The following is a 26,281-nucleotide window of genomic DNA, read 5'->3' on the forward strand; positions in this document are numbered from 1 at the left end:
CTATGAATATGGAAATAAAGATCGCCGGATTGGACTACAGGTCGGCCTCCGTCGACGTCCGGGAAAAATTCACCTTTACGGAGAGCGAGCGGCGGGAGCTGCTGAACGAGATCGCGCCGCATGTCCAGGAGGCGGTCCTCATCTCGACCTGTAACCGGACAGAGCTGGCCGTCGTCTCCGAAGAGGAGCCCTCGGAGCTGCTGCACCGCGCCCGCGGCTGCGGCAGCTTCTTCTCGCTGCGCGGAGAGGCCGCCGTGGCGCGCATCTTTGAGATCGCCGCCGGACTCCATTCACAGATACCACTTGAAGACCAGATACTGGGACAGATGAAAGAGGCGCTCGCCGCTTCGCGTGAGGAAAAGGCCTGCGGCCCGCTGCTCGGGCAGCTCTTCCAGCGCGCGATCACAGCCGGCAAAGAGGTACGCACAAAATATAAGGCCCTGCCGCATGAATGCTCCGCGGCGGCGGCGGCCTGCACGGCGGCGGCGGAATTTTTCTCGCAGGCCGCAGCCGCAAATGACGCCTCCGGGCCAGCGGGCTGCTCCTCCGCCGCTCCCCTGCGCGGAATCTCCGCGCTCGTCGTGGGCAGCGGCGAAATGGGAATGCTCGCGGCGCAGCTGCTGCGCGACCGCGGCGCTTCGGTGCGCATGACACAGCGCCGCTGCCGCAAAGACGGCGCGCAGCCGCCCTCCGGCGTTACCCTGATCCCCTACGATACAAGATATGAGGCGATGCGCGAGTGCGCCCTCGTTATCTGCGCGACGGCAAGCCCCCACTTCGTCCTCACGACAAAGGAGTTCGGCGACGACGGCGTACGGCGGATGATGATAGACCTCGCCGTCCCGCGCGACATCGAACCGGCCTTCATGAGACGTCCCTCGGTGACGCTGGTGGACATGGACGGGCTGGGACACAGCGCGCTGCCGGAGGACTTCCTGCGGGAGATAAAAAAGAGCGTCGCGGCGCACACCGCGCGCTTCCACGAGTGGCGGCAGATACACGACTGCATGCCCTACATAGAGGACGTCTGCGCCTTCGCGGAGCGCGAACTGGCAAACGAGCTCGGCTGCGCCGACGCCGAGGAATTCTCCCGCGTAAGAGCCGCCTCCCGCAGCATGATGAATAAACTTCTCTTCTCATTAAAAGAAAGGGTTGATATAGATATGGCAAAAGAATGTTACTGCGCACTGGCAAAGGCGGCGCAGAGATGATATACGTCGTCGGCCTCGGTCCCGGAGGGCCGGAACAGATAACGCCGCGGGCGCTTTCGGCGCTGGAAAAATGCGATCTGATCGTCGGCTACAAGGCCTACATCGAGCTGGTGCGCCCAATCTTCGAAGGACGCAAAGAGCTCGTCGCCTCGCCAATGAAGAGGGAGCGCGACCGCTGCGAAGAGGCGCTTAAACTTTCGCTTTCGGGCCGCACCGTCGGGCTCATCTCCAGCGGCGACCCGGGAATATACGGCATGGCGGGGATAATGCTCGAGGTGGCGCGGGGCAGGACAAAGGTCGAAATAATCCCCGGCATCACCGCCGCCGCAAGCTCGGCCTCGATACTCGGCGCGCCGCTGATGCACGACTTCGCCGTTATCAGCCTCAGCGACCTGCTTACGCCCTGGGAGCTGATAGAGAGGCGGCTGCGCGCCGCCGCGGAGGCCGATTTCGTCATCTGTATCTACAACCCCGCAAGCCACGGCCGCCCCGACCACCTTGCGCGCGCGGCGGCGATCCTCATGGAGACGCTCCCCGGAAACCGCGCCGCCGGCTGGGTGCGCAACGCGGGGCGCGACGAAGAGAGCTTCGGCCTGACGACGCTCGACGGCCTCAAGGAGGCGCCGATAGACATGTTCTGCACCGTGATAATCGGGAACTCCGCCACCCGCGTGATAAACGGACGCCTCATCACGCCGCGCGGCTACAGGCATCCCACCGATGGCGAAGACTGAGATGGGACGGCGCGTACTGCTCTTCGGCGGCACCACCGAGGGGCGCGAACTGACGCGCTTCCGCCTGCCGCTCGTTTATGCCGTCGCCACCGCCTACGGCGCGGAGCTGGTGCGCGGAGCGGAAAATACCGAGGTCACCGTCGGCCGCATGGACGCGGCGGAGATGGAAAAATTTATCAAAGACTCCGACATCGCCTGCGTCATCGACGCGACGCACCCTTACGCGCGCGAGGCGCGTGAAAATATCCGCGCCGCCTGCGCCGCCGCGAATACGCCGCTCATGCGCGTACAGCGGCGGGAGGCCGTCACCGACGGCGACGTAGTCCGCGTGAAGAGCGCGGAGGAGGCGGCCCGCTTCCTTGAGGGGACGACCGGCAACGTGCTGCTGACGACCGGCAGCAAGGAGCTGGAGGCCTTTGCCTGCGTGAGCGATCGCTCGCGCCTCTTCGCGCGGGTGCTGCCGGACCCGGAAGTGATAAAAAAATGTGCCGAGTGCGGCTTTGACAGCGGCCACATCATCGCGATGCAGGGCCCCTTCAGCCTGCTTATGAACGAAGAGATGATCCGTCTCACCGGCGCGCGCTGGCTCGTCACGAAGGACGGCGGCGCGGCGGGCGGCATCGAAGAAAAGATAGAGGCGGCGCGCAGCTGCAAGGCGCGCGTCATCATGATAGAACGCCCCCATGAAGAGGGCGGACACAGCTGCACAGAGGCGCTGCTCTGGGCGCGGCGGATACTGGGGCTCTCCCGGCCGCCGCTCTTCCCGATGCTGACGGACATGGAGGAACGCTCCGCGGTGATCGCGGGCGGCGGCCGGATCGCGGCGCGGCGCGCGGCGACGCTGATAAAGTGCGGCGCGGCGGTCACTGTCGTCAGCCCCGAGTTCGGCCCGGAGTTCAAAGAGATGAAATGCCGTCTCGTGAGAAAGGGCTGGGAGCCCGAAGATCTTGAGGGCGCGGCGCTCGCGGTGGCGGCGACCGACGACGAAAAGGTCAACGCCGCCATCGGCGCGGCGGCGAAAGAGCGCGGCATACCGGTGAGCGTCGCGGACAACGCGGCGGAGTGCAGCTTCTTCTTCCCTTCGCTGGTCACAAGCGGCGAGGTCTCGGCCTCCGTCTCCGCGGGGGCGCTCTCGCCGGCGCTGACGCACAGGCTCGCGGAGAGGCTCCGCTCAGTCTGGGACGAATGGGTGAAAGAGGAGCGCGCCGCTCTGGAGGAGAAAAAAGATGGATAAAAAGATAATACGTTTTGGAAGCCGAAAAAGCGCGCTCGCGCTCGTGCAGACAAAGCTCGTGATGGAGGCGGTGGCCCGCGCCCACCCCGAACTGGCGGTCGAACTCGTCGCGATGGAGACTACCGGCGACAGGAATATGAAACCCTTCTCCGAGGCCTCGGACAAGTTCGGCATCAAGGGGCTCTTCACGCAGGAACTTGAGGAGGCGCTGTTATCCGGCGCGATCGACGTCGCCGTTCACAGCCTTAAAGATATGCCGATGAACGCGAACCCCGCGCTGCCGCTCGTCGCCTACTCACGGCGCGAGGACCCGCGCGACGCGCTCGTCCTGCCGCAGGGACGGACGGACATCGAATCGGGCGCGATCGGCTGCTCCTCGGCGCGGCGGCGCGTACAACTCGCGGCGCTCTATCCCGGCGTGGAGATCAAGCCGGTGCGCGGCAACGTCAACACCAGGCTGCGCAAACTCGACGAGGGGGAATTTTCCGCCCTCGTGCTCGCGGCGGCGGGGTTAAAGCGGCTCGGACTCGACGGGCGCATCTCCCGATATTTTGAGACAGATGAAATGATACCCGCGCCGGGACAGGGAGTGCTCGCCTGTCAGGGGCGCGCGGGAGAGGACTACCGCTACCTTGACGCGATACGCGACCGCGGGGCCGCGGCCTGCGCCGAAGCCGAGCGGGCCTTCTCCGCCGAGCTGGGCGGCGGCTGCACCGCGCCCGTCGGCGCCTTCGCCGCACTCGCGGGAGAGACGATAAAGATAACCGGACTGTACGCCGACGAAAGCGGCTGCGATATCCGCCGCGGCTCGGCGAAGGGCCCGGCGGCGGAAAACATAAAAATCGCGGTGAAGCTCGCGCAGGAACTTTCAAGGGGGGAAGAGTTATGACACAGACTAAGGGCCATGTGGCGCTCATCGGTGCCGGTCCGGGAGACGCGGGGCTCTTCACCCTGCGCGGCCGCGAACTGCTGGAGGCCGCCGACTGCGTAGTCTACGACCGGCTCGTCGGCGACGGCGTGCTCGCGATGATGCCACCTTCGGCGGAAAAGATAAACGTAGGCAAGACCGGCGGCGGCCTCTCCGTGCCGCAGCGCGAGATCGAAGAGATCATCGTGCGCGAGGCGAAGAGGGGGCGGCGCGTCGCGCGGCTCAAGGGCGGCGACCCATTCATGTTCGGACGCGGCGGCGAGGAGATCGAGGCGCTGAACCGCGAGGGGATACCCTTCGAGGTGGTCCCCGGCGTGACCTCGGCGCTCGGCGGACCGGCCTGCGCCGGCATCCCCGTAACGCACAGGGGCATCGCGCGCTCCGTTCACGTCATCACGGCGCACACCAAAGAGGGCACCATCGCCCCCGTAGACTACGAGGCCCTCGCGAAACTCGGCGGCACGCTCGTCTTCCTCATGGGCGCCAGCGCCGTCACAGAGATATGCGCCGAGCTTCAAAGGGCGGGAATGGACGGCGGCACGCCGGCGGCGGCCGTCGAAAACGCGAGCACCGCGGCGCAGCGACTGATCCAGGGAACGCTGGGAACGCTCTCCGCCAGGTGCGCTGAGGAAAAACTGCGCTCCCCCGCGCTGATAATTGTCGGCGAAGTCACGGCTCTCGCGGAGGGATTCGCCTGGAAACGCTTCCTGCCGCTCTCCGGACGCAAGGTGATCGTGACGCGCCCGCGCGAACGGGCGGGCAAACTCTCCGCCATGCTCCGCGCGCGCGGCGCGGAGGTCGTGGAGCTGCCCTGCATCAGCACGCGCCGGATAGAGGCGAAGCTGCCGGACTTTTCAAAATACGGCTGGCTTGGCTTCACAAGCATTACCGGCGTCGAAGCGCTCTTTGAGCTGCTTGCGGAAAATGGACGCGACGTCCGCTCCCTCGGCGCGGCGAAGATCGCGGCGATCGGCCCGGCGACCGCCAGGGCGCTGAAAGAGCGCGGCCTTATCACGGACTACATGCCGGAGGTCTACGACGGGTTACACCTCGCGCGCGGCCTCGAGGAGCTCGCGAAAACCGCACCGGTGCTGATGCTCCGCGCGAAGGAGGGTTCGCCGGAGCTGACGGCGGAGCTTGCGGCGCTGAAGATAAACTTCACCGAACTGCCGCTCTATGAGACAATATATGAACGGGCGGAGATAATCCCGCAGGGGGCGGATACCGCGGTATTCACAAGCGCCTCGACCGTGCGCGGATTCAAGGCCGCCATGCCGGAGCTTGAGATAGAATGCGCCTGCTGCATCGGCGAACAGACGGCGGCGGAGGCGCGGCGTGCGGGCTTTAAACGGATAATAACGGCTCAAAAGGCGACCCTGGAGAGCCTCATAAATACTCTGGAGGAAGATATAAGATGATAGTACGTCCAAGAAGACTGAGAAAAAACAAAATCATCCGCGACATGGCGGCGGAGACACGGCTCTCTCCCTCCATGCTCGTCTACCCGGTATTCATCCGCGAGGGCAGCAACATCATCGAAGACATCCCCGCGATGCCCGGCCAGAAACGCTACAGCCCCGACACCTTCCCGCGCATCCTCGAAGAGGTACAGCGCGCGGGGGTAAACTCCATACTCCTCTTCGGCATCCCCGAGCATAAGGACGAATTCGGCAGCGAGGCCTATAACGAAAACGGCGTCATCCAGCAGGCGCTGCGCGTCGGCAAGATACACTTCCCCGATATGTGCTTCATCGGCGACGTCTGTCTCTGTGAGTACACCTCGCACGGACACTGCGGTCTGCTGAAGGGAGAGACCGTGGACAACGACCCGACGCTCGACCTCCTTGCGAAGACGGCTCTCTCTCAGGCACAGGCGGGAGCCGACATCGTAGCCCCCTCCGACATGATGGACGGGCGCGTCGCGGCGATCCGCGCGAAGCTCGACGGCGCGGGCATGGATGATACCCTGATCTTCTCCTACGCCGTGAAATACGCCTCGGCATTCTACGGTCCCTTCCGCGAAGCGGCCGGCTCCGCCCCATCCTTCGGCGACCGCAAAAGCTATCAGATGGACCCGCGCAACGTGCGCGAGGGCGTACGCGAAGCTCTGCTCGACATCGAGGAGGGCGCGGACATGATCATGGTAAAGCCGGGACTTCCCTATCTCGACGTGCTGCGCGCCGTGAAAGAGGCCAGCGAGGTCCCCGTCGGAGCCTACTGCGTCAGCGGCGAATATTCGATGATAAAGGCCGCCGCCGAGCGCGGCTGGCTCGACGAAAAACGCGTCATTGCGGAATCGGCGGTCTGCCTCGCGCGCGGCGGCGCGGACGTCATCGTCAGCTACTTCGCACCCGAACTCGCGAAGATGATGAAAGAGGGCGAGCTGTAATGAGCCGGAGCCAGTGCGAAAGACTATTTGAAGAGGCCCAGAGCCTCATCCCCGGCGGCGTCAACAGCCCCGTCCGCGCCTTCAAGAGCGTCGGGCAGACGCCGATCTTCGCGGCGCGCGGCGAAGGGGCTTACATATGGGACGCCGACGGCAAAAAATATACCGATTACATCGGCTCGTGGGGGCCGCTAATCCTTGGTCACGCCTACGCCCCCGTGGTGGACGCCGTCTGCGAGGCGGCTCACGAAGGCACGAGCTTCGGCCTGCCGACGGCGATGGAGGTCGAAATGGCCCGCCTCATCACGGAGCTCGTCAAGGGCGTAGAGATGGTGCGCATGGTCTCATCGGGCACCGAGGCGGTACTCTCCGCGATACGCGCGGCGCGCGGCTTCACGGGACGCGAAATGGTCGTGAAGTTCGAGGGCTGCTACCACGGGCACTCCGACAGCATGCTTGTTAAGGCGGGCTCCGGCCTCGCGACCGCGGGACAGCCGGACAGCGCCGGCGTGCCGGCGAATACCGCGGCGGCGACGCTGACCTGCCGCTACAACGACCTGGAAGAGATCAAAAAGATATTCGCGGCACATAAGGACGAGATCGCCGCGGTGATCGTCGAGCCCGTAGGTGCAAATATGGGCGTCGTTCCTCCCGCGCCCGGCTTCCTTGAGGGGCTGCGCGAAATCACGGCGGCAAACGGCGCGCTGCTCATCTTCGACGAAGTCATCACCGGCTTCCGCCTCTCGATAAACTGCGCCTCGGGATACTTCGGCGTGACGCCGGACCTCTGGACCTTTGGCAAAATAATCGGCGGCGGCCTTCCCGTCGGTGCCTACGGCGGACGCCGCGACGTGATGTCGATGGTGGCCCCCTTAGGCCCCGTCTACCAGGCTGGCACGCTTTCGGGAAACCCCGTGGCGATGGCCGCCGGGTTCGCGGCGCTGACGGCGCTGCGCGAAAACCCGCTAATCTACAGAGAACTCGCCGCGCGGGGAGAGCGTCTGCGCGCCGGCCTCGATAAAATATTCAAAAAATACGGCGTGGCCGCCTGCGTGCAGGGTATTGAATCGCTCGCGACGATATTCTTCACCGCCGGACCGGTAAAGAGCTACGACGAGGCGAAAAAGAGCGACACCGCCCGCTACGCCCGCTTCTGGAGCGGCATGGCCGCCCGCGGCATCCTGATGGCCCCCTCGCAGTTCGAGGCGTTGTTCCTCTGCGCCGCGCACAGCGACGAAGACATCGAATACTTCCTCGTCTGCGCCGACGAAGTGGCCGGAAGCGAAGGATTTTAAAGGCCGATGTTCAGTGGCGAAGAACAGGGCAAGGTACAGATATACACGGGCTGCGGCAAGGGCAAAAGCACCGCCGCCTTCGGGCTGGCGATGCGCGCCGCGGGCTGCGGCGGCAGGGTCTTCATCATCCAGTTCCAGAAGGCCCGGCGCTGCGGCGAGCACGAGAGCGCGGAAAGACTCGGCATCAACCTCGCCCAGTGCCCGCAGGGACGCGGCAGCGGCCCCTGCACCTCGCCCTGTCCGCTGCTTACGGCGGCGCGAGACATCCTCAAAGAGGGCGGCGCCGACCTACTGATCCTCGACGAGATAATGGCGGCGATGAGACACGGCTGCCTCTCCCTCACGGAGGCGCTCTCGCTGCTTGAGACGCGCCCCGCGAAGACGGAGCTCGTAATGACGGGACGCGGCGCTCCCCAAGAGCTGGTCGAACGCGCCGACCTCGTCACCGAAATGAAGAAGATAAAGCACTACTACGACGAGGGACTGCCCGCGCGGCGCGGGATAGAGTTTTAAAGACAACGCGATACGCCACAAGTACCAATAAATATAGACGACAAACGCCACAACCGAGGTGTAATAATATGAAAAACTGCACAGGAATCATGATACAGGGAACATCCAGCGACGCGGGCAAAAGCTTCATCACCACCGCGCTCTGCCGCATATTCTCCGACATGGGATACGCCGTCTGCCCCTTCAAATCACAGAACATGTCCAATAACTCCTGCGTCACCCCCGACGGCCTCGAGATGGGACGCGCCCAGGGGGTGCAGGCCGAGGCGGCGCGCGTTGAGCCGCAGACATACATGAATCCGATACTGCTCAAGCCGCGCAAAGACACCTCCTCGGAGATCGTGCTGATGGGCAAAGTATTCGACGCCCCCTGCGATAAAAACTACTACCGCAGCTTCACCATGGGCAAGGGGCTGGAGACTCTGCGCGAGGCGCTCGCCATCATCGACGAAAAATACGAGGTGATGGTCTGCGAGGGCGCGGGAAGCCCCGCGGAGGTCAACCTCAACGCCGCGGAGATCGTCAACATGCGCGTCGCGCAGGAGGCCGACATCCCCGTGCTGCTCGTCGCGGACGTCGACCGCGGCGGCGCCATCGCCTCCGTCGTCGGCACCCTTGAGCTGCTCGGCGAGGACCGCCGCCGCGTAAAGGGGATCATCTTCAACAAATTCCGCGGCGACCTCTCGCTCTTCGAAGACGCGGTGGAATTCACCGAAAAAAAGACCGGCGTCAAAGTGGTCGGCGTCATGCCCTGGCTCACGGACATCGTCATTGAGGGCGAAGACATCATGAGCATCAACTGGCACCGCGGTGAAACGGCAGAAAGCAAAGACAAGCTCCGCGTCGGCGTCGTAAAATTCCCGCGCGTCTCCAACCATACGGACATCGAAGCCTTCCGCTTCGAACCGGACGTGGAGATAATCGAACTCGCCTCCCCCGCGCAGGTCGCCTCGCTCGACGCCGTCGTGCTGCCCGGAACCAAGAGCACCGTGCTCGACATGAAGTACCTGCTCGACTCCGGCCTCGCCGCCGAGATACGCCGCTTCTACCAAAACGGAGGCACCGTCTACGGGCTATGCGGCGGCTACCAGATGATGGGCGAAGAGATAGACGACCGCCATCTCCGCGACAACGATAAAATCCCCGCGATCGAGGGACTCGGCCTGCTGCCCGTCGTCACCACCTTCGGCGAGGAAAAGACCACCATCCGCCGCCGCGGACGTACGATACACCCATACTTCAAAGAGGCGGCGGCCGTCGACGGATACGAAATACACTTTGGAGAGACCCGCCCGCTGCGGGAAGAGCCGGGATTCGCGCCGCTGTTTGAGCTTGACAGCAGGCCCGACGGCCTCGCCGACGGCGAACTGCGCGCCGGCGGCAGCTACCTCCACAACGCCTTCCATAACGACCTCTTCCGCACCGTGTGGCTTAACCGCCTGCGCAAAAAACGCGGCCTGCCCGAGCGCGAAGCGGTCTCCACAGCGGCGGCCAAAGAGGCGGCCTACGACGCCCTCGCGGCGCAGGCGAAAAAAAATCTCGACCTCGACTACATCATTGATATCATGCACCTGAAGGCCGACGCGCCCGCCCGACGCGCCGACGGTGAAAATCCGCGATCCACGGAGGCAAAATAAGGTGGACGCCGAACGCCCCCGCCTGCTAATCGCCGCCGCTCACAGCGGCAGCGGCAAGACTACGATCACCAGCGGCATCGTCGCGGCGCTCGCCGCGCGCGGCCTGCGCGTGCATCCATACAAAGTCGGCCCGGACTACATAGACCCAGGATACCTCGGCCTCGCCGCAGGCGGACGCGCCGACAACCTCGACACCTGGCTCACCGACGAGGCGGCGATGAAAAAAATCTTCCTCTCCGCCTCCGAAGAGGCTGACATCTCGATAATCGAGGGCGTCATGGGACTCTACGACGGCGGGCGCGGCGGCGTCAGCAGCACCGCGCAGATCGCGAAGGCCCTTAACGCCCCCGTGCTGCTCGTCATCGACGTCCGCTCGATGGGCGAGAGCGCGGCGGCGATCGCCAAAGGCTTCCTCGACTACGACCCGGAGGTTGACCTCCGAGGCGTGATCGTCAACCGCTACGGCTCCGAAAACCACAGAGAGATGGTCTGCGAGGCGATAAAACGTCTCGGCCTGCCCATCGTCGGCGCCGTGCCGCGCAGCAGGGAGGCGGAGGTGCGCGAGCGCCACCTCGGGCTACTGCCGGTGGAAGAAAACGGCAACCGCGAACACATCGAAAACGTCAGGAAGATGATCGAACCGGCCATCGACTTCGATACGCTCCTGAAAATCGCCCAAAGCGCCCCGCCTCTCAGGGCGGAAGACAACGCCGCGCCGCGGTCGGAAAAGAGGGTAACGATCGCCGTCGCGCGCGACGAGGCCTTCTCCTTCTACTACCCCGAAAGCATCGCCGTCCTCGCGGCGGCGGGAGCGGAGATCGTAAACTTCAGCCCGCTCAACGACGAAAAAATCCCCGACTGCGGCGGCCTAATCTTCGGCGGCGGCTTCCCCGAAGTCTTCGCGGCGCGCCTCGCGGCAAACACCGCGATGAAAGAGTCCATCGCCGGCGCCGCGGCCTCCTGCATGCCCATATACGCCGAATGCGGCGGCTTCATGTACCTCACGCGCGAGATAAAGGACTTCGACGGCGCGGCGCACCGCATGTGCGGCCTCATCCCCATGAGCTGCAAAATGAACGACAGCCTGCGCACCGTCGGCTACGTCACGGCAAAGGCGCTATCCGACAACGTCATCGCGAAAAAGGGCGAAGAGCTGCGCGGCCACGAATTCCACTTCTCCAGCGCCGAGCCCGACTGCGAGATCCCCCACGCCTTCCAATTCACCAAAAACCGCACCGGCGAAAGCTACTGCGCCGGCTATGCCAAAGACAACATCTTAGGCTCATATCTTCATCTGCACTTCGCCGGCTTCCCAAAGGCAGCGGAAAGGTTTGTGGAGAGGTGTTGGGAGTATAAGATAAAATAGTAACAGGTACCAAGAACACCGTTCTGTGAGGATTGTTCGCCTTAAAATCACAACAGCCTGGCAAGATGTTCATGCGCAGCTCCTCCCTTGAGAGGTTAAGTTTACTATCATCCACATAATAAAAGCTAAAAACGGCTTCGCAGATCTACTACGAAGCCGTTTTATAGAATAACAGTTAATATTTTCTAGGCTGTTTTGATTATCTTACCTCTGAACTCAGCCTCAGATTTTCATATGCCTTGGAAATTAATTTATTTCTTCAGCGAGTTAAGCACTTCGTTTATTAGTTTTTCGGAAACGACAGGATTCTCTTTATACAGCGCAGGCCACACCTTCTTTTTCGCCTGTTCCTGAATTATATTCATTTCTTTATCCGTGTATCTGATAACCTTTATACCGGCTGACTCAAGATTTTTTTCATGCATCGCCTGGGCTTTCGGCGCTTCCGCCCAACGCCTGTCATGTAATTTATTTGCGAGCTTTGTCAGCTTGTCACGGTCTTCCGGAGAGAGGCCGTTCCATACGTCTTTGTTTACAATAAAAAACCAGCACTCGAAGTGATCGTTAATTGGGAGATAAACCTTTGCCATGTCGCGGAAATTTGAGTAATACCCCTCCGCTCCCGCACCGATGGCACCGTCAACTATCCCCGTCTGCATAGCTGAAAATGTATCGCTCAGAGCGATAGGTGTTGCCATAAACCCTTGAGATTCAAGAACGAGAGAGTAGGCAACGTCAAAAGGAGTTCTCAATTTAAGGTTTTTCTTAACCGTAGGATCCTTTAACCCCTTCGCATCTTTGCTGAGAATAATCCCGCCAAAATATGCCGGCCAAACCGTCAGCATGTGAATGTTCTGGCGATCAAAGAGCTTTTCCATCTCACGGTATATAACGCCTCCGCGCCCATAGGCGGTTCTTGCTTCCTTCCAATCTTTCACTATAAACGGAAAAACAGGAAGCATCGCCATCCTATCCACCGTAGAATTGATGCATGCAAGCATCATCTCTACGTCGCCGATGCTGATTCTTTCCTGTACAACACTATAGTCGCCTAACACACTTGACGGATAAATAGCGATATTGACTCTTCCGTTTGTCGCTTTTTTAGCCTCATCTGCAAACCACTTTGTATCGGCATCGACTTCTGAACCTTCCGCCCTCATATGAGAAAGTTTCCACGTTGCAGCCTGTGCCCCGCTTTGAGCTAACAATACGACGATAATAATTGCGACTAACTGGAAAAACTTACGGTAGTTCATCATATTACCTCCTGATATTATTTGATTTATGATAACAACCCCTACAGAGTTGCTTCATCCAGTAACGTTTTTCTTAATTTAAGCCAAAAAGGCTCGGGATGAACAGCGACAGAGGTGCCCAATATGTGGTCAATAGTATTACGGGAAGATAACCGAAAACTAAGAATATAATCGTCGGTTTGAGAATTTCATTAAACGAGCACTTACCGACACGCATTCCCAGATATAGGATGCTTGCATACGGCGGCGTTACTCCGCCCATAGCAAGGTTCACTCCCATAATCGCGGCAAAGTGGATTGGCGTGATACCCAGCTCTTGCACAAGCGGCAGCAACATAGGAGCACAAAGTATCATTCCCGTACCGTCGTTAACGATCATGCCAACTGTGAAAAGGAATATGTTGACCATAATTAAAAGTATGAACTTATTGTGCGTGATACTAAACATAAATTCTACCAGAGCCTGCGGCACCTTGAGAATTACGTATGTTTGGCTCAATATTAGACAGAAAAGGATCATTGTCATCAAAGCGCCAGAGGATGTGGCTGCTTCACGGCAAAGCTTAAAGAAATCACCTTTCTTAAATCCTTTATATATCCAGAAACCGACGGGAATCGCATATGCCGCCGATACGGCGGCTGCTTCTGTTGCCGTAAATATACCGCCATAGATTCCACCAAGTATGATAACTGGCATTAAAAGTGCGGGCAGGGCGTTTATAGTTCTTGAGCCAAGCTCTTTTCTCTTTTGACGTACCGTCTCAATCGAGTCTATGTCCAGGGGCATATTGTATCTCCGCACCAGATATAGATTTAAAATTGAAAGATTGACGGTGATAAGCAAGCCAGGACCGGCTGTAGACATAAAGCAGGCAAGGATAGACGTTCCCGTAACCCAGCCGTACAATATCATGATCGCGCTGGGAGGGATAAGCAATCCTAAAATGGACGACACTGTCAGCAGCGCTGTTGCGTACCCGCGAGGATAGCCTTGTTCAACCATTCTTGGAATAAGGATTGGCCCAGTAGCGGCAACACCTGTAAAACCACTGCCGGAAATGGCTCCGATAACGGCACATGTAAAACAGCAAACCACGCCAAGTCCGCCTTTTATATGTCCGATAAACACATCTACAAAGTCAAGCAGCCTTTTTGCTATTCCTGAGCCGCCCATCAGAGTGCCGGAGAGAATGAACAAGGGGCTTGCCAAAAGAATAGGGTTCAACATTTGAGAAAATCCCCATAACATCATGCTCTTCATTGAAACTTCACCAAACACGCTCATAAAAAGAAGAGCCCCGCCAAAGCAAAACGGAAGAGGGACAGCAAGTATCAACAACACTATGACTAATAAAATATCCAACAACACAATAGTAAGCATTTATGAACCTCCTAGTTTACTTTTTTGGAGAAGATTTCGCAGAGATACTCCTTAAACTCAAAGACTGCGTAAACAATCATTAAGAAAATACCAACAACAAGAGAGGCGTCATTAATAACCAGCGGGTAGTGAATAATTGTTCCGACTTTATTAACTTTCAAAGCATAGCTAAGATACCAAACAGCCCAATAAAGTAGCCATGTTCCGACACCGATCACGACCAAAGCCTGAAACAGATTTAAAATTTTCATCGTGCGTTCACTCTTAACATATACGTTAATTACGCCGCACGCTATATGAGACCGCTCAAGCGACGCATTTGCACCGCCAAGTAAATACAGCCATATAGTCGGAAAGTACAAAAGTTCTTCCACTCCCATAAGCGGCGCATGAAATACGTAACGAAGTACGATCTGCACGCACATAATTCCAACGCAGGCTAAAATACATCCGACGATGAAAATGCTTTGGACCGAGTACATAAAGCCACAAAACTTCTTTTCCCAGGGCGCCAACATTTTTTTAACCTCCTCGTATAATAAGTTAGTTGTTCAAGAGCACGTTTCATAGTATTGTTCTTGTACAAAACATACAGACGCTGTGGGCTGGTATAACCTCCTACCGCATAGACGGTTTCCTAAAGGCTCCAGCCACAGCTTTTTACTTGACCGGTGATTAGTCAGATACCGCTTCGACGGTTCATATATAACGAGGATCCGTTGGTAAAAAGTATGTGGTTTCCCAGCGTGCTGTTTCTTTTTGAAAGTGGGGATGGTCTTGATTTATGTTGGTATTGATGTTGCCAAGGATAAGCATGACTGCTGCATTCTTGGCGATTCTGGCACGTGTCTGCGGGAGTCTTTCTCCTTTTCGAACGACAAGGAAGGTTTTTCAAAGCTCATTGCCGCCATTTCGGCTGTTTCCGGAAAGAGCGCAGACTCTTCTCAGATAAGGACAGGACTTGAAGCTACCGGACATTACAGCGCAAACCTTGTGGCTTTCCTCCGTTCCAGCGGATTTCAACCCGTGGTGTTCAACCCTTTGCGCGTGAAGCTTTATCGACAGGCAATTTCACTGCGCAGAACAAAAACAGACAAGGCCGACGCAAAATGTATCGCGGGGATACTGATGTCAGAAGTCTCAAGTCCTGTCACTGTATCTTACCAGATTCAGGAGCTAAAGTCTCTTACACGCCACAGGCACAGGCTAGTTGCCATTTGCAGCAGATCAAAGGTTTCCATGTCCAGAATGGTCGACTTGCTTTTTCCAGAACTGCCCTCTTTAGGGCTCAGAACGGGGCAGGCGTCTACACTGGCGCTTATGGCAGAACTGCCGGGGGCGGATATGATTGCCGCGTGTCGCATCGACCGGCTGACAAATATCCTGCGTTACGCATCAAAGGGCAGGTATGGGAGAGAAAAGGCTGAGGCAATAAAATCAATGGCGAAGAATTCTATTGCCAGAACAAGCAAGGCTCTTTCTTTAGAACTCTCTCAGGTCATTGAGCAGATACGTTTCTTTAAACGACAGATCGCGTTTTTGGACAGACAGATCGCGGCTATGGTCGCTGAAATAAATACGCCGCTGCTGACGATTCCTGGTATTGGCTTTCGTACCGCCGCCGTCATACTTGCGGAGATAGGCGATATACGACGCTTCAAAAAACCTGACCAGCTTCAGGCCTTCGCTGGACTTGACCCGTCCACATATCAATCCGGCAAGTTCAACGCGGCGAACACGCCTATGGTCAAACACGGTTCGACATATCTGCGCTGGTCTCTGATGCAGGCGGCAAGGCTCTGTTCTATCCACTGCCGTGACTTTCGAAACTATATGGAGCACAAGATTGCCCAGGGAAAACATTACTTTGTCGCTTTGGGACATCTTTCAAAAAAACTCATACGCGTTATATTCCACATGCTTTATACAAACGAGGTATTCGTTTCAATGGCTGCCTGATTTAGGATGCCATCACAAACTACTTCTCGTTTCTGACTTCTGGCTTGGGAAGAGGTCAATTTCTGTATGCTTTTGTCAAGGTACGATGTTTTCCTAGTTCTTTTACTCTTTTTTGTTACTTTCCTCTTGACTTCGTATAGTCAGTCTTAAAATTCAGTACTTATATATTTAACTCCACCTAGGCGATATAGTATGTAATACCTGTATTTTGGAGTTGCATTGTCGACATTTAACGACGCTAATACTGCGTATAGCTACTTTTCACACTAAGGTGGAGTTAAAAATAAACTATCTATTTTTTTAGAAAATCATTCGCTAAAATTTTAACTCTCCGACTAGTTCCTCTGCGCAAGCCAACACTTCACCCGATGTTAACATTCCGCACACAGAGACAATATCGGGATAAAAGTGACGGTCTTCTTCAACTGTTGGAACTTTCGAACGTACCAAATCATATATCGCCTGAATAACGGGAGAGTGTTTTAAATCTCCCTCCTCCATAAAATCCATGGCTTGAACCTGCGTCATTAATTCAATGCCGTTTAGATACTCCAACTTCTTTGCAACCTCGCATGCTTTGCGACTTGCGTAAAACCCAAAGGAGACGGGATCTTCTTGGTTGGCCGAAGTTGGAATGGAGTCTACTGAAACTGGATGTGAAAGAACTTTCATTTCTGCTACTAGGCCTGCAGATGTATATTGTATAATCATAAACCCACTATTCAGGCCGGGATTTTTTACTAGAAAAGGCGGATAATCACTGAAATGCCGATTCGTTAAACGATCCGTGCGACGCTCTATTAATTTTCCCAAATGAGTCATAGCAATACAAAGAGCATCCATATGTATACAGAGATAAGCACGGTCAAAATTACCTCCCATAAGGGCCACGCCATCTCCATCGGTAGTTGGATAGATAATAGGATTGTCAGAGCAAGAGTTCAGCTCTTCCGTGACTGCAATATAGGCTTCTTTAATTGCCCGTTTTGTTCCGCCGATCATTTGTGCAGCGCAGCGTAATGAATAAACATCCTGCATGCGGTAACCTTCGTATTTCTTTGAAATTTCACTGCCTTCCAGCAGACGCAAAATATTATCCGCACTCTCTTGCTGTTCCGAATGATTTTTTACACTGTGTAACCTTGGATCTAAATGCTTAATATTTCCCTTATTTGTCTCATAAGAAAACGCCGCGATAACTTCAGAAGCTTTAGTCGCACTTACTGCATCATATGTGGCAAGACAGGCTAACCCCGTTGCACCCGGTGTTCCATTCAAAAGAGAAAGCCCTTCTTTTGATTTTAAGACATAAGGCGTCAACCCCGCCGCTTTTAAAGCTTCCGCTCCGCTCATCAATTTCCCGTCATAATAAGCTTTTCCCTCGCCGATGAGAGGAAGGGTGGTCTGACCTTCTGTAGAAAGAGCTCCGACAACTCCCTCTCCCGGTACATACGGCGTAACATTATGGTTTAGGAGATCGCGTATATGTTCAAGCAACTGAATTGATACTCCAGAAACACCCCTGCCACTATTGTTAATTTGTGCTATCTGAATAGCGCGAACCTGTTCTTCTTTTAGTGGTTCGCCCATTGATACGGCATGGGATCGTGCAATATTAAGCTGCAGTAAAGCTGCGTCTTCCGGAGTTACACGTTTTGTAACATTGTCACCAAATCCTGTCGTTACTCCATATACAGGACGGTCCTCTTCAACGAAACGATCAATAATAGCCCGAGACTTGTTGACTCGCTCAATGAAAGCGGGAGAGAATTCAACTTTAGCATGATATCTAGCGACCGCTACGACCTCTTCAATCGTAAAATCATCATCATCCATTACAACTGTTCTCATTTTTTTGGGGTCACGGGAGATACGCAATAATTCCACAATTTTTGCCTCCTTAAACTTTTAACCTGTCTTGCTGTCCTACAACTGGACAATAAAAAGAATATCTGATATTTTTATATATGTCAATACAAGATTTAGGGGGAAATATATTATTGAAATTGTGACAGAATATGTGTAAGAATTATTATGATCATTATTTATATTAAATATTACTGAAACCACACAAGGAGGACGATTCTATGCCAATGATAAAACCTGCCAGTAAACTTATGCTGTATGAAAATGTTTGGCAGCAATTATTAACAATGATAAAGAGCGGCACTTGGAAACCCGGAGAGAAAATACCTGGTGAGATTGCCCTTGCCAAGGAATTTCAGGTAAGTAGAAATTGTATACGCGAATCACTAAGAGCACTGGTCTTAGCCGATGTTCTTGAAGTGAAGTCCGGTAACGGTACATTTGTCACCGCTAATGCCCTACAGCAGATAGCAAATCACGAGCTCATCGAACATATACATAAAAGTGCCACAATCTCTGAATTGATCGAAGTGCGTATTTTCCTGGAATCACAAATTATCGACATGGTTGTCGAAAGAGCAACAAAGGAGGAATTAGATCAAGTCGCGGAAGTTGTGAATCAGGAAATAAATCTTGATTGGGAGCATCGAGACGAAATTTTAAAAATTGGAGAACTTTTCCATAAGGCTCTTGCCCAAATTTGCGGTAATAGCCTGATGATTAAACTTTTTGATTCAATAAAGACAGAGGTAGATGATCAGAGGGATGAATATAAAAATATTTTAGAAGATAAATGGAAAGAATTTACTACGGAGCATAAAAAGATCTTAGATGCCATCTACAAGCGAGATGCCTCATTAGCCAAACGGCTTTTGGTAAAACACATTTTGGACAAAGTGCCGTCTTCTGAATAAATATTGCATACGTTTTTTGAAGAAACTATTGCCGAGCTATAGCAAACAGATTTTAAGCAGAACGAGGATATCAAGGGAAAATTACTATAATCTTGAGACACCATCACAACATTTCTCCTTGTTATCCCCGTCACTTGCTGTTAAAATAGAATAAATTCAGGTAATATCCCGTCTCTGCGGTTTTTTCCGTATGGAGGGGGCACATGTCACATCACATTACTGTTCGCGGCGGAACGATCCGCGCGGAGAGAAAGGATGATCGAATATGTACAGCAAAACGGAGTTTCAGGATTCATCTTTCATTGACGACGCTGAGATATTAAGTTCGCTTGCGGAGGCAAAAGAAACCGCAAAGGATGCGGGTGCGGTGCGTGCTATTCTCGATAAGGCGCGCTCCTGCAACGGCCTAACCCACCGTGAGGCGGCGGTGCTGCTGGAGATCGACGACCCGCAGCTCGAACATGAGCTTTACGCGCTTGCGAAGGAGATCAAAGAGCGCATCTACGGCAGGCGCATCGTGCTCTTCGCGCCGCTCTATGTCGCTAACCACTGTATCAACGGCTGCGTTTACTGCGGCTTCCACGCCGGTAATAACGCGATGTGCCGCAAGAAGCTGACGATGGAGGAGATCGATCAGGAGGCCGACGCGATTCTCGCCCTTGGCCATAAGCGCATCGCGATGGAGGCCGGAGAGGACCCTGTAAATATCCCCCTCGATTACATCATCGAGTGCATGAAACGCGTCTACGCCTATAAGAACAGCCGCGGCGACTCGATACGCCGCATCAACGTCAACATAGCGGCGACCACCGTTGAGGAATACCGGCGGCTGAAGGCCGCGGAGATCGGGACCTTCATCCTCTTCCAGGAGACCTTCCACCGTCCCACCTACGCGAAGATGCATCCGAAGGGGCCGAAGAGCAACTACGACTGGCATACGACGGCGCTGCACCGCGCGCAGGAGGGCGGCATAGACGACGTCGGCACAGGCGTGCTCTACGGGCTCTACGACTATAAATACGAGACTGTCGCCCAGCTGCTATACGCGGAGTCGCTGGAAAAGATGTGCGGCGTCGGGCCTCACACTATCTCCGTGCCGCGTATGCGCGAGGCCGAGGGCGTCGATATGGAAAAGTTCCCCTATCTCCCCACCGACGAACAGTTCCTGCGCATCATTGCCGTCATCCGCGTCGCCACCCCTTACACGGGGATGATCCTCTCGACACGCGAAACGCCGGAGACGCGGCGCAGGGCGCTTGACCTCGGTATCTCCCAGGTGAGCGCGGGTTCGTGCACGGGCATCGGCGGCTATCATAAGGAGATCGGCCAACCGGAACAGCCGGACACGGCGCAGTTCAAGGTCTCCGATGAACGCACCCCGGACGAGGTGTTGACCTGGCTCTGCGAGGACGGCTATATCCCCAGCTACTGCACGGCCTGCTACCGCCAAGGGCGCACAGGCGACCGCTTCATGTCCCTCGCGAAGTCGGGACAGATCCGCAACATCTGCCAGCCAAACGCCCTGCTCACCTTCAAGGAATATCTGATCGGATACGGCTCCGACCATTTGAAGGAGCTCGGCGAAAAGGTGATCGCCGGAGAGGTTGAAAAAATACCGAGCGACAAGATAAAGACGCTGACGAAGGAGCGCCTGCAGAAGCTCGAAGAGGGCGCGCAGGACCTGTATTTCTAACCTTTACACAACAACGGAGGGGCCGCGATGTGAACCGCGGCCCCTCCGTCTATTTTTGACTGTCTTTCTATTGTAAAAACGACCGCAGATAGTCGTCGACCTGGTCAAAGTCGATCAGGAAGGCGTCGTGGCCGTTCTCGCTCTCTATCTCTTCGTAATAGGCGGCGACGCCGTTTTTTGCGGCGGCGCGCACCGCCTCCTCCACCTGCCAGTTGGGAAACAGCATGTCGCTTGAAATGCCGAGGCCGAGCAGTCTGCGCCCCGCAAAACGTTTCCAGCCCTCGTCGAGGCCGCCGCGCCCCGCGCCGATATCATGCAGGTCCATCATCTTTGTCAAATAAAGATAGCAGTTGGCGTCGAAACGCTTGACGATCTCTTCACCGTGGTAATGGAGGTAGCTTTCGACCTGGAACTGTCCGTCCCAGTCGCGCGTGGAGCCCTGCGCCATTTCGCGCATGTAGCGGTGGGAAAAGGACTGCTCGCTCTTGTAGGTTATCATTGCGAGCATCCGCGCCGCTGCGAGGCCGTTCACCGGCCCCGCGCCCTCGTAGTCGCCGTCCGCCCAGAGGGGATCGCTTTTTATGCTCTGCCGCTGCACGGCGTTGAAGGCGATCGCCTGCGGATAGAGGCGGTCGGGCGCGGCGATCAGCGCGCAGCGCGGCACCTCTTCGGGGAAGGAGACAGCATATTCCAGACCGATCATGCCGCCGAGCGAGCCGCCGATGACGGCGTACAGCCGCTCTATCCCCAGCGCGAGCAGCGCCTCCCTCTGCGCGAAAGCAGTGTCGCGCGGCGAAAGGATAGGAAATCTCATCGCCCAGCGTCTGCCGTCCGCGGGATTTTCAAAGAGCGGCGAGGTGCTGCCGTAGGGGCTTGCGAGGTTATTGAAACAAATGACGCAGTATTTGCGCGTATCCAGCGCCTTGCCGTCGCCGACGACGGCGCCCCACCAGGGCTCGGGCTCGCCGGGGCGTCTCTCGCCCGCGAGCCGGTGGCTGCCGGTCAGAGCGTGACAGACGAGAATGACGTTCGCGCCGTCCGCCTCCGCCTCGCCGTAGCGGCTGTAGACCTGCTCCAGCCTCTCAAAGAAGGCGCCGGAGGGCAGCGTTATGTTTTGCAGCGAGACGGAGCCTGTCTCCTCTTTCATCGTTATTTTCCCGCCGCCTCAAGACCCTTTTCAAGGTCCGCGATGATGTCTTCCACATTTTCTATACCGACTGAGAGGCGCAGCAGGCCGTCCGAGAGTCCAGCCGCCGCGCGCTGGGCCGTCGTCAGCTGGCTGTGCGTCGTACTGGCGGGGTGGATTATCAGCGTGCGCGACTCGCCGAGGTTCGCCATGTGGCCAATGAGAGAGAGGCTGTCGACGAGCTTGCGCCCCGCCTCCACGCCCCCCTTGACGCCGAAGGCGATCATGCCGCCGCAGCCATCTTTGAGGTAGACCTTCGCCATGTCGTTCTGCGGGTGGCTGGCAAGCCCCGGATAGCTGACCCACTCAACCATCGGATGAGCCTCGAGGAAACGGGCCACCGCAAGGCCGTTCGCGCTGTGACGCTCCATACGCAGGCCGAGCGTGCCGAGCGAGAGGTGCAGCAGATAGGCGTCAAAGGCCGAGGGACAGCCGCCAAGGTCGCGCAGGATCGCGGCGTGGAGCTTCGCGGCAAGCGCAGCCTTGCCGAAACGCTCGGTAAATACAATGTCATGATAGGCCCTGTCTGGCTTCGCAAGTTCGGGGAATTTGTCGGGATAGGCGGCCCAGTCAAAGTTGCCTCCGTCAACGACGGCGCCGCCGATGAGGTTGCCGTTGCCCGAGATATATTTCGTCGTCGAATATACTACGACGTGCGCCCCCCATTCGATGGGACGGCAGAGCGCGGGCGTCGCGAAGGTGTTGTCGATGATGAGCGGCACTCCCTGACGGCGCGCGATGCGCGAAAGCGCCTCCAGCGGCGCGACATTCATCATCGGGTTGCCGATGATCTCGGTGATGATGCCGCGAGTCTCGTCATTGACCGCCTGTTCCACCTGACAGGGGTGGTCGCTGTCGACGAGGATCGTCTCCACGCCGAAGCGCGAGAAGATATTTTGCAGCAGCGTCAGCGTTCCGCCGTAGACCTTGCGCGAGACGACCAGATTCGTGCCGGATGAGCAGAGCGCCGTGATAAGATGGGCGAAGGCCGCCTGCCCCGAGGAGGTAGCCAGCGTCCCCACGCCGCCCTCGAGAGCGTTCAGTCCCGCCTCAAAGGCCTGAACGGTCGGATTGGCCAGCCGCGAGTAGATAAAACCATCCTCTTCAAGGTTGAAGAGCCCCGCGGCATGGGCGCTGTCGTGGAACTGGAAGGCAGAGGAGGCATAGATCGGCAGCCCCGCCGCTCCCGTCGCTGAATCGCAGCTCCAGCCCGAGTGGAGCGCCTTAGTCATAAAACCGCGTTTTTTATTATCATCCATCAAAATATCCCCCTTAAAGTAATAAAAAAGGCTCTGCTTAAAAAAGCAGAGCCGACTGAACAGATTACGAAAATTTTCGTCTACTGTCTCAGAGTGGCTCTGCCGCTATCGCACATCATCATGCACATCTGCATATATGAAAAGTTTCTCACGCAAAGCCCTCCCGATAAAATAGAGTTTCAAACATTCTAACGGCGCGGCCGCCGCTTTGTCAAGCAGCAAACATAAAACACGACGGCAGATACATCAAACTATTTGACAGACATTGGGCAGTCCGCGATACCCGGCAGTGACATCTTTCTTACTTTAAGTTAAGGTAATTTACTGCAAACGCTGCGAAAACGATAAAAATGACGCTGCTCTGCGGCGCGGCCACGGGCGGCTAATTTTCATACCTCCACACCGATCCGGTTAGTAAAACCGGCCTAAACCGCCGCCGTTTATCGTTATTTTTACCCTCCGGCCATATTTGATTTTTCCTATAGTAGAGGCAAGCAAAGTACAGGGAGGGATTTTTATGAACGAAAGCCCACGCGAACGCGTATGGGTCGTAACGAGAATAGACGAGGGGCGCGTCACTGAGGCGGATGTCTTTGACAACGGCTCCGACGCGGAAAATTTCGCCGGAGAGATGTCCGTCGACACAGACAATCTTACCGGCCTTTTTCAGGTATTGGAAAGCTCCCTTCACAGCCGCAGCCTGGAGAAGGATATCTCCGTGCCTAAACCGCTCGAAAGACTGGTCGGCGCGCTCTATAACGATCTGGCGCTCGGCGGAGACACGGGAAAGGCGGCGAAATACATCGCCGCGCACAAGCCGGAGCTCATCGAAGAGGCCGACCGCGCCGCTAGGGAACACCTCATCGACATACTTAAGGAAAAGGGGCTGCTGGTATAGTCCGCCGGCGCTAAGCTCCAAGGTAATTTTTCCAGAACTTCCCGATCGGGCCATAGCCTGGCCGGGAAGTTTTCTTTTGCTTTTTATTCATTACCAAACATCAAAAAACAAACATTCCCCCAAAATTTCTTGGCAAAACAGACTCTTTGTCTGCTTTTTGTGCATCGTTCTTTCTTTGTCAATACCGCATATGACTTCTTTATATTAGTCTGGTACCGGAAAGGAGGGAACTTCTTCGGCGGCACCGATAGGTAAATGGCAAAAACGCGCCATTTTTCCTGCTTATATTTTTTCTCAAGTTTTCTTAGTGTGGCAATATGTCAAAATTCTGGTTCTATTAAGGAGTGTTACTTTGTGAAAGACAGCACTAATACAAACAGATGGGCCATTTTATTCTTCGGCATGATCTGCATGCTGATCATGGGCGTATGTTATACATACAGCCTCTTTCAGCCATACGTGATGAAACATTTCAGCGTGGATTCACCCAGCGCGAGCCTTCCGTTCACAATCTTCATTGCCGTATTCTGTGTCGGCAACTTCGTTGGCGGGCGTATGCAGCAGAAAACCACCGTCAAGCTGACCCTCGTCGTCGGCTATATTCTCATGGTCCTTGGCTGGCTGCTCACCGCCATCCTTCCCTCGGACATGTTCTGGGCGATGTTCATCACCTTTGGCGGTCTCTTTGGCATCGGCGACGGCATCGTCTACAATGTCATCGTCTCTCTGATGCCCAAGTGGTTTGTGGACAGAAAGGGGCTGGCCTCGGGACTGACGCTGGCGATGCTGGGACTTTCGGCCACAGTATTCAGCCCAATCGTGAGTCAGTGGCTGAAAAATTACGGCTTTTCAAAATCCTTTATGGCGGTGGCGATGGTATATGCCGCGGTGGGAATCTTCGGCACCCTGACGATGAAAAATCCGCCCAAAGACTATATGTCCGATTACACGGGGACGGGAGCCATCGTTACCACGAAGAAGCAGTATGAGGTAAGCGAAGTCTTCCACGTAAAGGAATTCTGGACGCTGATGGGACTCTATTTCTGCGCCGTCCCGGCGTATCTGCTGCTGAGCGCGATATTCGTCAGCTACGGCGCGGACAGAGGGCTGACTGCCGCAATGGCTACACTCGGCGTAAGCGCGGCGTCGCTCTGTCAGGTTGGAGGGCGCTTCGTGATCCCCACGGTCAGCGACAAGATCGGCCGCAAGTCCGCCTTCGCCGTCAGCTTCCTGATCACGGCGCTCGGAGTCGCAATGCTGACGATCTCAACCGGCAATCTGTATGTGCTCTGTTTCTGCCTCCTCAGCTTTTCATACGGCGGTACGCAGGCCTGCTTCGCTCCGATCGCCGCTGACAGATTCGGTACTAAGAATGTCGGCACGATACTCTCACTGACGATGATAGGCTTTGGCCTGGGCTCTATCGGAGCCTCTTTGATGGCAAAGGTCGTCGGTACTTCCACGGCCTTCATCTGCGCGGGCGTCGTTTCGCTGATCGGCATCGGACTCGTATGCACACTCCCCAGCCCAAAGAAGGCCAGGGAACAGGGCGTTTAATAAATATATGGCCTCAGACGGCATGTGAAAGACGCCAGACTGAGGATAACGATAAAGGCAGGGGCTTGTCATGGCAACTTTAGAAGAAACAGTTTACCGTCCGCCGCTCGAAAACGAGAGCGCGTTACTGGAAATATCCCTTGGCTGCAGCTACGGAAGATGCACCTTCTGCCGCTACTCCGACGGGAATACGCCGCTGCAGCTCCTATCGCCGGAGATGCTCTGCGAGAATCTCGAAGAGCTCGTTGCCCAGGGAGAGCAGGCTACACGAATGTTTCTTCTGGGCGGCAACGTCCTGGCCTTCAAAAGCCGCTATCTGGCGGATATATTCCGTCTGGTCCGCCGTTACCTTCCAGGCGTTACGCAGTTCTCAATGTACGCCAGGGCAGACGACGTTGCACAGAAGACCGATGAACAGTTGGAAGAGCTGCGGCGTGGTGGGTTAGATACACTCTATATCGGCGTAGAATCCGGAAACGCGCGGATTCTTGAAAATTGCCGTAAAGGCGAAACACCGAAGGAGATTGTCGCGGCACTCCACCGGCTCGACAGGGTAGGACTCAGCTATGGGCTCAGTTCCATTCTCGGGCTTGGAGGCAGGGAGATGTGGCGGCAGAACGCGTTGGATACGGCTGCTCTGTATAATGAAGTCAATCCAATATCCATTAGGGTAATGACGCTGACTCCTATGGCGGGCACGCCGCTTGCGGTCGAAGCCGCCACCGGCAGTTTCCGGCCGCTGACGCCGCGGCAGGCGCTTGAGGAAGAACGGCTGCTGCTTGAGGCAATCTCTAAAACGCATGCTCCCTGCCTGTTTGTCGGCACACACGTTTCAAACTCCGTCCCTGTAAAGGGAATGCTGCCGCGGGATCGTGACAGGATGATAGAGGCGCTCTCAAACGCCATCGCCGGAGCGGACGACAAAGATCTTGCACAAGACGGAGCCATAGGGTGGTAAGTCCTACCCCGCGCAGGAACGCGCAGGTTATTAAAAACAGCACAGAC

Annotated in this window: 22 protein-coding genes; 16 read left to right on the forward strand and 6 right to left on the reverse strand. The window is 56.2% G+C overall.

From position 1 onward, the window contains the following. Positions 1 to 2 precede the first annotated feature (2 nt). From BED41_RS15410 to BED41_RS15455, 10 genes are all read left to right on the forward strand, one after another. A complete protein-coding gene (locus BED41_RS15410; RefSeq protein WP_066748373.1) occupies positions 3 to 1,211 on the forward strand; it encodes a glutamyl-tRNA reductase in 1,209 nt (402 codons plus the stop codon). Then, positions 1,208 to 1,945 (forward strand): precorrin-3B C(17)-methyltransferase, encoded by a 738-nt coding sequence (gene cobJ / locus BED41_RS15415; protein ID WP_066748376.1) that lies wholly within the window; start codon positions 1,208 to 1,210, stop codon positions 1,943 to 1,945. The genes BED41_RS15410 and cobJ overlap by 4 nt, the downstream gene beginning before the upstream one ends. Continuing rightward, complete coding sequence (cobK, locus tag BED41_RS15420) at positions 1,932 to 3,179, forward strand: precorrin-6A reductase (RefSeq protein ID WP_229712334.1); 1,248 nt, start codon at positions 1,932 to 1,934, stop codon at positions 3,177 to 3,179. Before cobJ ends, cobK begins: the two co-directional genes overlap by 14 nt. After that, positions 3,172 to 4,068 (forward strand): hydroxymethylbilane synthase, encoded by an 897-nt coding sequence (gene hemC, locus BED41_RS15425; RefSeq protein ID WP_066748379.1) that lies wholly within the window; start codon positions 3,172 to 3,174, stop codon positions 4,066 to 4,068. The genes cobK and hemC overlap by 8 nt, the downstream gene beginning before the upstream one ends. Continuing rightward, the gene (gene cobA / locus BED41_RS15430) at positions 4,065 to 5,525 is read left to right on the forward strand and encodes a uroporphyrinogen-III C-methyltransferase (protein ID WP_066748382.1); all 1,461 of its coding nucleotides are present in this window, start codon (positions 4,065 to 4,067) and stop codon (positions 5,523 to 5,525) included. The genes hemC and cobA overlap by 4 nt, the downstream gene beginning before the upstream one ends. Then, positions 5,522 to 6,496 carry a porphobilinogen synthase gene (hemB, locus tag BED41_RS15435; protein ID WP_066748385.1) on the forward strand — a complete coding sequence of 325 codons (975 nt, stop codon included), beginning with the start codon at positions 5,522 to 5,524 and terminating at the stop codon, positions 6,494 to 6,496. The genes cobA and hemB overlap by 4 nt, the downstream gene beginning before the upstream one ends. After that, the gene (gene hemL, locus BED41_RS15440) at positions 6,496 to 7,788 is read left to right on the forward strand and encodes a glutamate-1-semialdehyde 2,1-aminomutase (protein WP_066748389.1); all 1,293 of its coding nucleotides are present in this window, start codon (positions 6,496 to 6,498) and stop codon (positions 7,786 to 7,788) included. Before hemB ends, hemL begins: the two co-directional genes overlap by 1 nt. Before the next feature lie 6 nt (positions 7,789 to 7,794). Further along, entirely contained in the window at positions 7,795 to 8,301 is a 507-nt protein-coding gene (locus BED41_RS15445) for a cob(I)yrinic acid a,c-diamide adenosyltransferase (protein ID WP_066748392.1), read from the forward strand. Positions 8,302 to 8,369: 68 nt separating this feature from the next. Beyond that, positions 8,370 to 9,938 carry a cobyric acid synthase gene (locus tag BED41_RS15450; protein WP_066748395.1) on the forward strand — a complete coding sequence of 523 codons (1,569 nt, stop codon included), beginning with the start codon at positions 8,370 to 8,372 and terminating at the stop codon, positions 9,936 to 9,938. Position 9,939: 1 nt separating this feature from the next. Further along, a complete protein-coding gene (locus BED41_RS15455; protein ID WP_066748398.1) occupies positions 9,940 to 11,304 on the forward strand; it encodes a cobyrinic acid a,c-diamide synthase CobB in 1,365 nt (454 codons plus the stop codon). A 251-nt stretch (positions 11,305 to 11,555) separates the two neighbouring features. Here BED41_RS15455 and dctP read toward each other — a convergent pair whose 3' ends face one another. The 3 genes from dctP to BED41_RS15470 all read right to left on the reverse strand — a co-directional run bounded on the left by dctP (position 11,556) and on the right by BED41_RS15470 (position 14,462). Continuing rightward, positions 11,556 to 12,566, reverse strand: a complete 1,011-nt coding sequence (gene dctP / locus BED41_RS15460) for a TRAP transporter substrate-binding protein DctP (protein WP_084002520.1) — start codon at positions 12,564 to 12,566, stop codon at positions 11,556 to 11,558. Positions 12,567 to 12,636: 70 nt separating this feature from the next. After that, a complete protein-coding gene (locus BED41_RS15465; protein ID WP_066748404.1) occupies positions 12,637 to 13,944 on the reverse strand; it encodes a TRAP transporter large permease in 1,308 nt (435 codons plus the stop codon). An 11-nt stretch (positions 13,945 to 13,955) separates the two neighbouring features. After that, entirely contained in the window at positions 13,956 to 14,462 is a 507-nt protein-coding gene (locus BED41_RS15470) for a TRAP transporter small permease (protein WP_066748407.1), read from the reverse strand. Positions 14,463 to 14,715: 253 nt separating this feature from the next. On the opposite strand from BED41_RS15470, the gene BED41_RS15475 reads away from it, so the two are divergent. Then, positions 14,716 to 15,903 carry an IS110 family RNA-guided transposase gene (locus BED41_RS15475; RefSeq protein ID WP_229712273.1) on the forward strand — a complete coding sequence of 396 codons (1,188 nt, stop codon included), beginning with the start codon at positions 14,716 to 14,718 and terminating at the stop codon, positions 15,901 to 15,903. A gap of 315 nt (positions 15,904 to 16,218) precedes the next feature. On the opposite strand, the gene BED41_RS15480 is transcribed toward BED41_RS15475, so the two are convergent. After that, entirely contained in the window at positions 16,219 to 17,790 is a 1,572-nt protein-coding gene (locus tag BED41_RS15480; protein WP_229712335.1) for an HAL/PAL/TAL family ammonia-lyase, read from the reverse strand. Positions 17,791 to 17,990: 200 nt separating this feature from the next. Between BED41_RS15480 and BED41_RS15485 the strand changes: the two genes are divergently transcribed. After that, on the forward strand, positions 17,991 to 18,683 hold the full coding sequence (locus BED41_RS15485; RefSeq protein WP_066748410.1) for a FadR/GntR family transcriptional regulator: 693 nt from the start codon (positions 17,991 to 17,993) through the stop codon (positions 18,681 to 18,683). 265 nt (positions 18,684 to 18,948) lie between these two features. After that, positions 18,949 to 20,376, forward strand: a complete 1,428-nt coding sequence (gene hydG, locus BED41_RS15490; protein WP_066748414.1) for a [FeFe] hydrogenase H-cluster radical SAM maturase HydG — start codon at positions 18,949 to 18,951, stop codon at positions 20,374 to 20,376. Positions 20,377 to 20,443: 67 nt separating this feature from the next. Here the strand turns inward: hydG and metX are convergent, their stop codons facing one another. After that, entirely contained in the window at positions 20,444 to 21,523 is a 1,080-nt protein-coding gene (gene metX, locus BED41_RS15495; RefSeq protein ID WP_066748417.1) for a homoserine O-acetyltransferase MetX, read from the reverse strand. Positions 21,524 to 21,525: 2 nt separating this feature from the next. Further along, on the reverse strand, positions 21,526 to 22,821 hold the full coding sequence (locus BED41_RS15500) for an O-acetylhomoserine aminocarboxypropyltransferase/cysteine synthase family protein (RefSeq protein WP_066748420.1): 1,296 nt from the start codon (positions 22,819 to 22,821) through the stop codon (positions 21,526 to 21,528). Positions 22,822 to 23,338: 517 nt separating this feature from the next. Between BED41_RS15500 and BED41_RS15505 the strand changes: the two genes are divergently transcribed. The 3 genes from BED41_RS15505 to farC all read left to right on the forward strand — a co-directional run bounded on the left by BED41_RS15505 (position 23,339) and on the right by farC (position 26,234). Beyond that, positions 23,339 to 23,719 carry a hypothetical protein gene (locus tag BED41_RS15505; protein WP_066748422.1) on the forward strand — a complete coding sequence of 127 codons (381 nt, stop codon included), beginning with the start codon at positions 23,339 to 23,341 and terminating at the stop codon, positions 23,717 to 23,719. Positions 23,720 to 24,073: 354 nt separating this feature from the next. Continuing rightward, complete coding sequence (gene farA, locus BED41_RS15510) at positions 24,074 to 25,276, forward strand: fluoroacetate metabolism MFS transporter FarA (RefSeq protein ID WP_066748433.1); 1,203 nt, start codon at positions 24,074 to 24,076, stop codon at positions 25,274 to 25,276. 70 nt (positions 25,277 to 25,346) lie between these two features. Continuing rightward, positions 25,347 to 26,234 (forward strand): fluoroacetate metabolism radical SAM enzyme FarC, encoded by an 888-nt coding sequence (gene farC, locus BED41_RS15515; protein ID WP_066748435.1) that lies wholly within the window; start codon positions 25,347 to 25,349, stop codon positions 26,232 to 26,234. The last annotated feature ends 47 nt before the right edge of the window (positions 26,235 to 26,281 follow it).

Origin of the sequence: Cloacibacillus porcorum (assembly GCF_001701045.1) — a bacterium.
GTDB classification, from domain to species: domain Bacteria; phylum Synergistota; class Synergistia; order Synergistales; family Synergistaceae; genus Cloacibacillus; species Cloacibacillus porcorum.

What these genes read in the sequence shown, in the direction of transcription:
- BED41_RS15410 (WP_066748373.1), top strand. Translation starts at nt 3, where the DNA reads ATGAATATGGAAATAAAGATCGCCGGATTGGACTACAGGTCGGCCTCC.
- cobJ (WP_066748376.1), top strand. Translation starts at nt 1,208, where the DNA reads ATGATATACGTCGTCGGCCTCGGTCCCGGAGGGCCGGAACAGATAACG.
- cobK (WP_229712334.1), top strand. Translation starts at nt 1,932, where the DNA reads ATGGCGAAGACTGAGATGGGACGGCGCGTACTGCTCTTCGGCGGCACC.
- hemC (WP_066748379.1), top strand. Translation starts at nt 3,172, where the DNA reads ATGGATAAAAAGATAATACGTTTTGGAAGCCGAAAAAGCGCGCTCGCG.
- cobA (WP_066748382.1), top strand. Translation starts at nt 4,065, where the DNA reads ATGACACAGACTAAGGGCCATGTGGCGCTCATCGGTGCCGGTCCGGGA.
- hemB (WP_066748385.1), top strand. Translation starts at nt 5,522, where the DNA reads ATGATAGTACGTCCAAGAAGACTGAGAAAAAACAAAATCATCCGCGAC.
- hemL (WP_066748389.1), top strand. Translation starts at nt 6,496, where the DNA reads ATGAGCCGGAGCCAGTGCGAAAGACTATTTGAAGAGGCCCAGAGCCTC.
- BED41_RS15445 (WP_066748392.1), top strand. Translation starts at nt 7,795, where the DNA reads ATGTTCAGTGGCGAAGAACAGGGCAAGGTACAGATATACACGGGCTGC.
- BED41_RS15450 (WP_066748395.1), top strand. Translation starts at nt 8,370, where the DNA reads ATGAAAAACTGCACAGGAATCATGATACAGGGAACATCCAGCGACGCG.
- dctP (WP_084002520.1), bottom strand. Translation starts at nt 12,566, where the DNA reads ATGATGAACTACCGTAAGTTTTTCCAGTTAGTCGCAATTATTATCGTC.
- BED41_RS15465 (WP_066748404.1), bottom strand. Translation starts at nt 13,944, where the DNA reads ATGCTTACTATTGTGTTGTTGGATATTTTATTAGTCATAGTGTTGTTG.
- BED41_RS15470 (WP_066748407.1), bottom strand. Translation starts at nt 14,462, where the DNA reads ATGTTGGCGCCCTGGGAAAAGAAGTTTTGTGGCTTTATGTACTCGGTC.
- BED41_RS15475 (WP_229712273.1), top strand. Translation starts at nt 14,716, where the DNA reads ATGGTCTTGATTTATGTTGGTATTGATGTTGCCAAGGATAAGCATGAC.
- BED41_RS15485 (WP_066748410.1), top strand. Translation starts at nt 17,991, where the DNA reads ATGCCAATGATAAAACCTGCCAGTAAACTTATGCTGTATGAAAATGTT.
- hydG (WP_066748414.1), top strand. Translation starts at nt 18,949, where the DNA reads ATGTACAGCAAAACGGAGTTTCAGGATTCATCTTTCATTGACGACGCT.
- metX (WP_066748417.1), bottom strand. Translation starts at nt 21,523, where the DNA reads ATGAAAGAGGAGACAGGCTCCGTCTCGCTGCAAAACATAACGCTGCCC.
- BED41_RS15500 (WP_066748420.1), bottom strand. Translation starts at nt 22,821, where the DNA reads ATGGATGATAATAAAAAACGCGGTTTTATGACTAAGGCGCTCCACTCG.
- BED41_RS15505 (WP_066748422.1), top strand. Translation starts at nt 23,339, where the DNA reads ATGAACGAAAGCCCACGCGAACGCGTATGGGTCGTAACGAGAATAGAC.
- farC (WP_066748435.1), top strand. Translation starts at nt 25,347, where the DNA reads ATGGCAACTTTAGAAGAAACAGTTTACCGTCCGCCGCTCGAAAACGAG.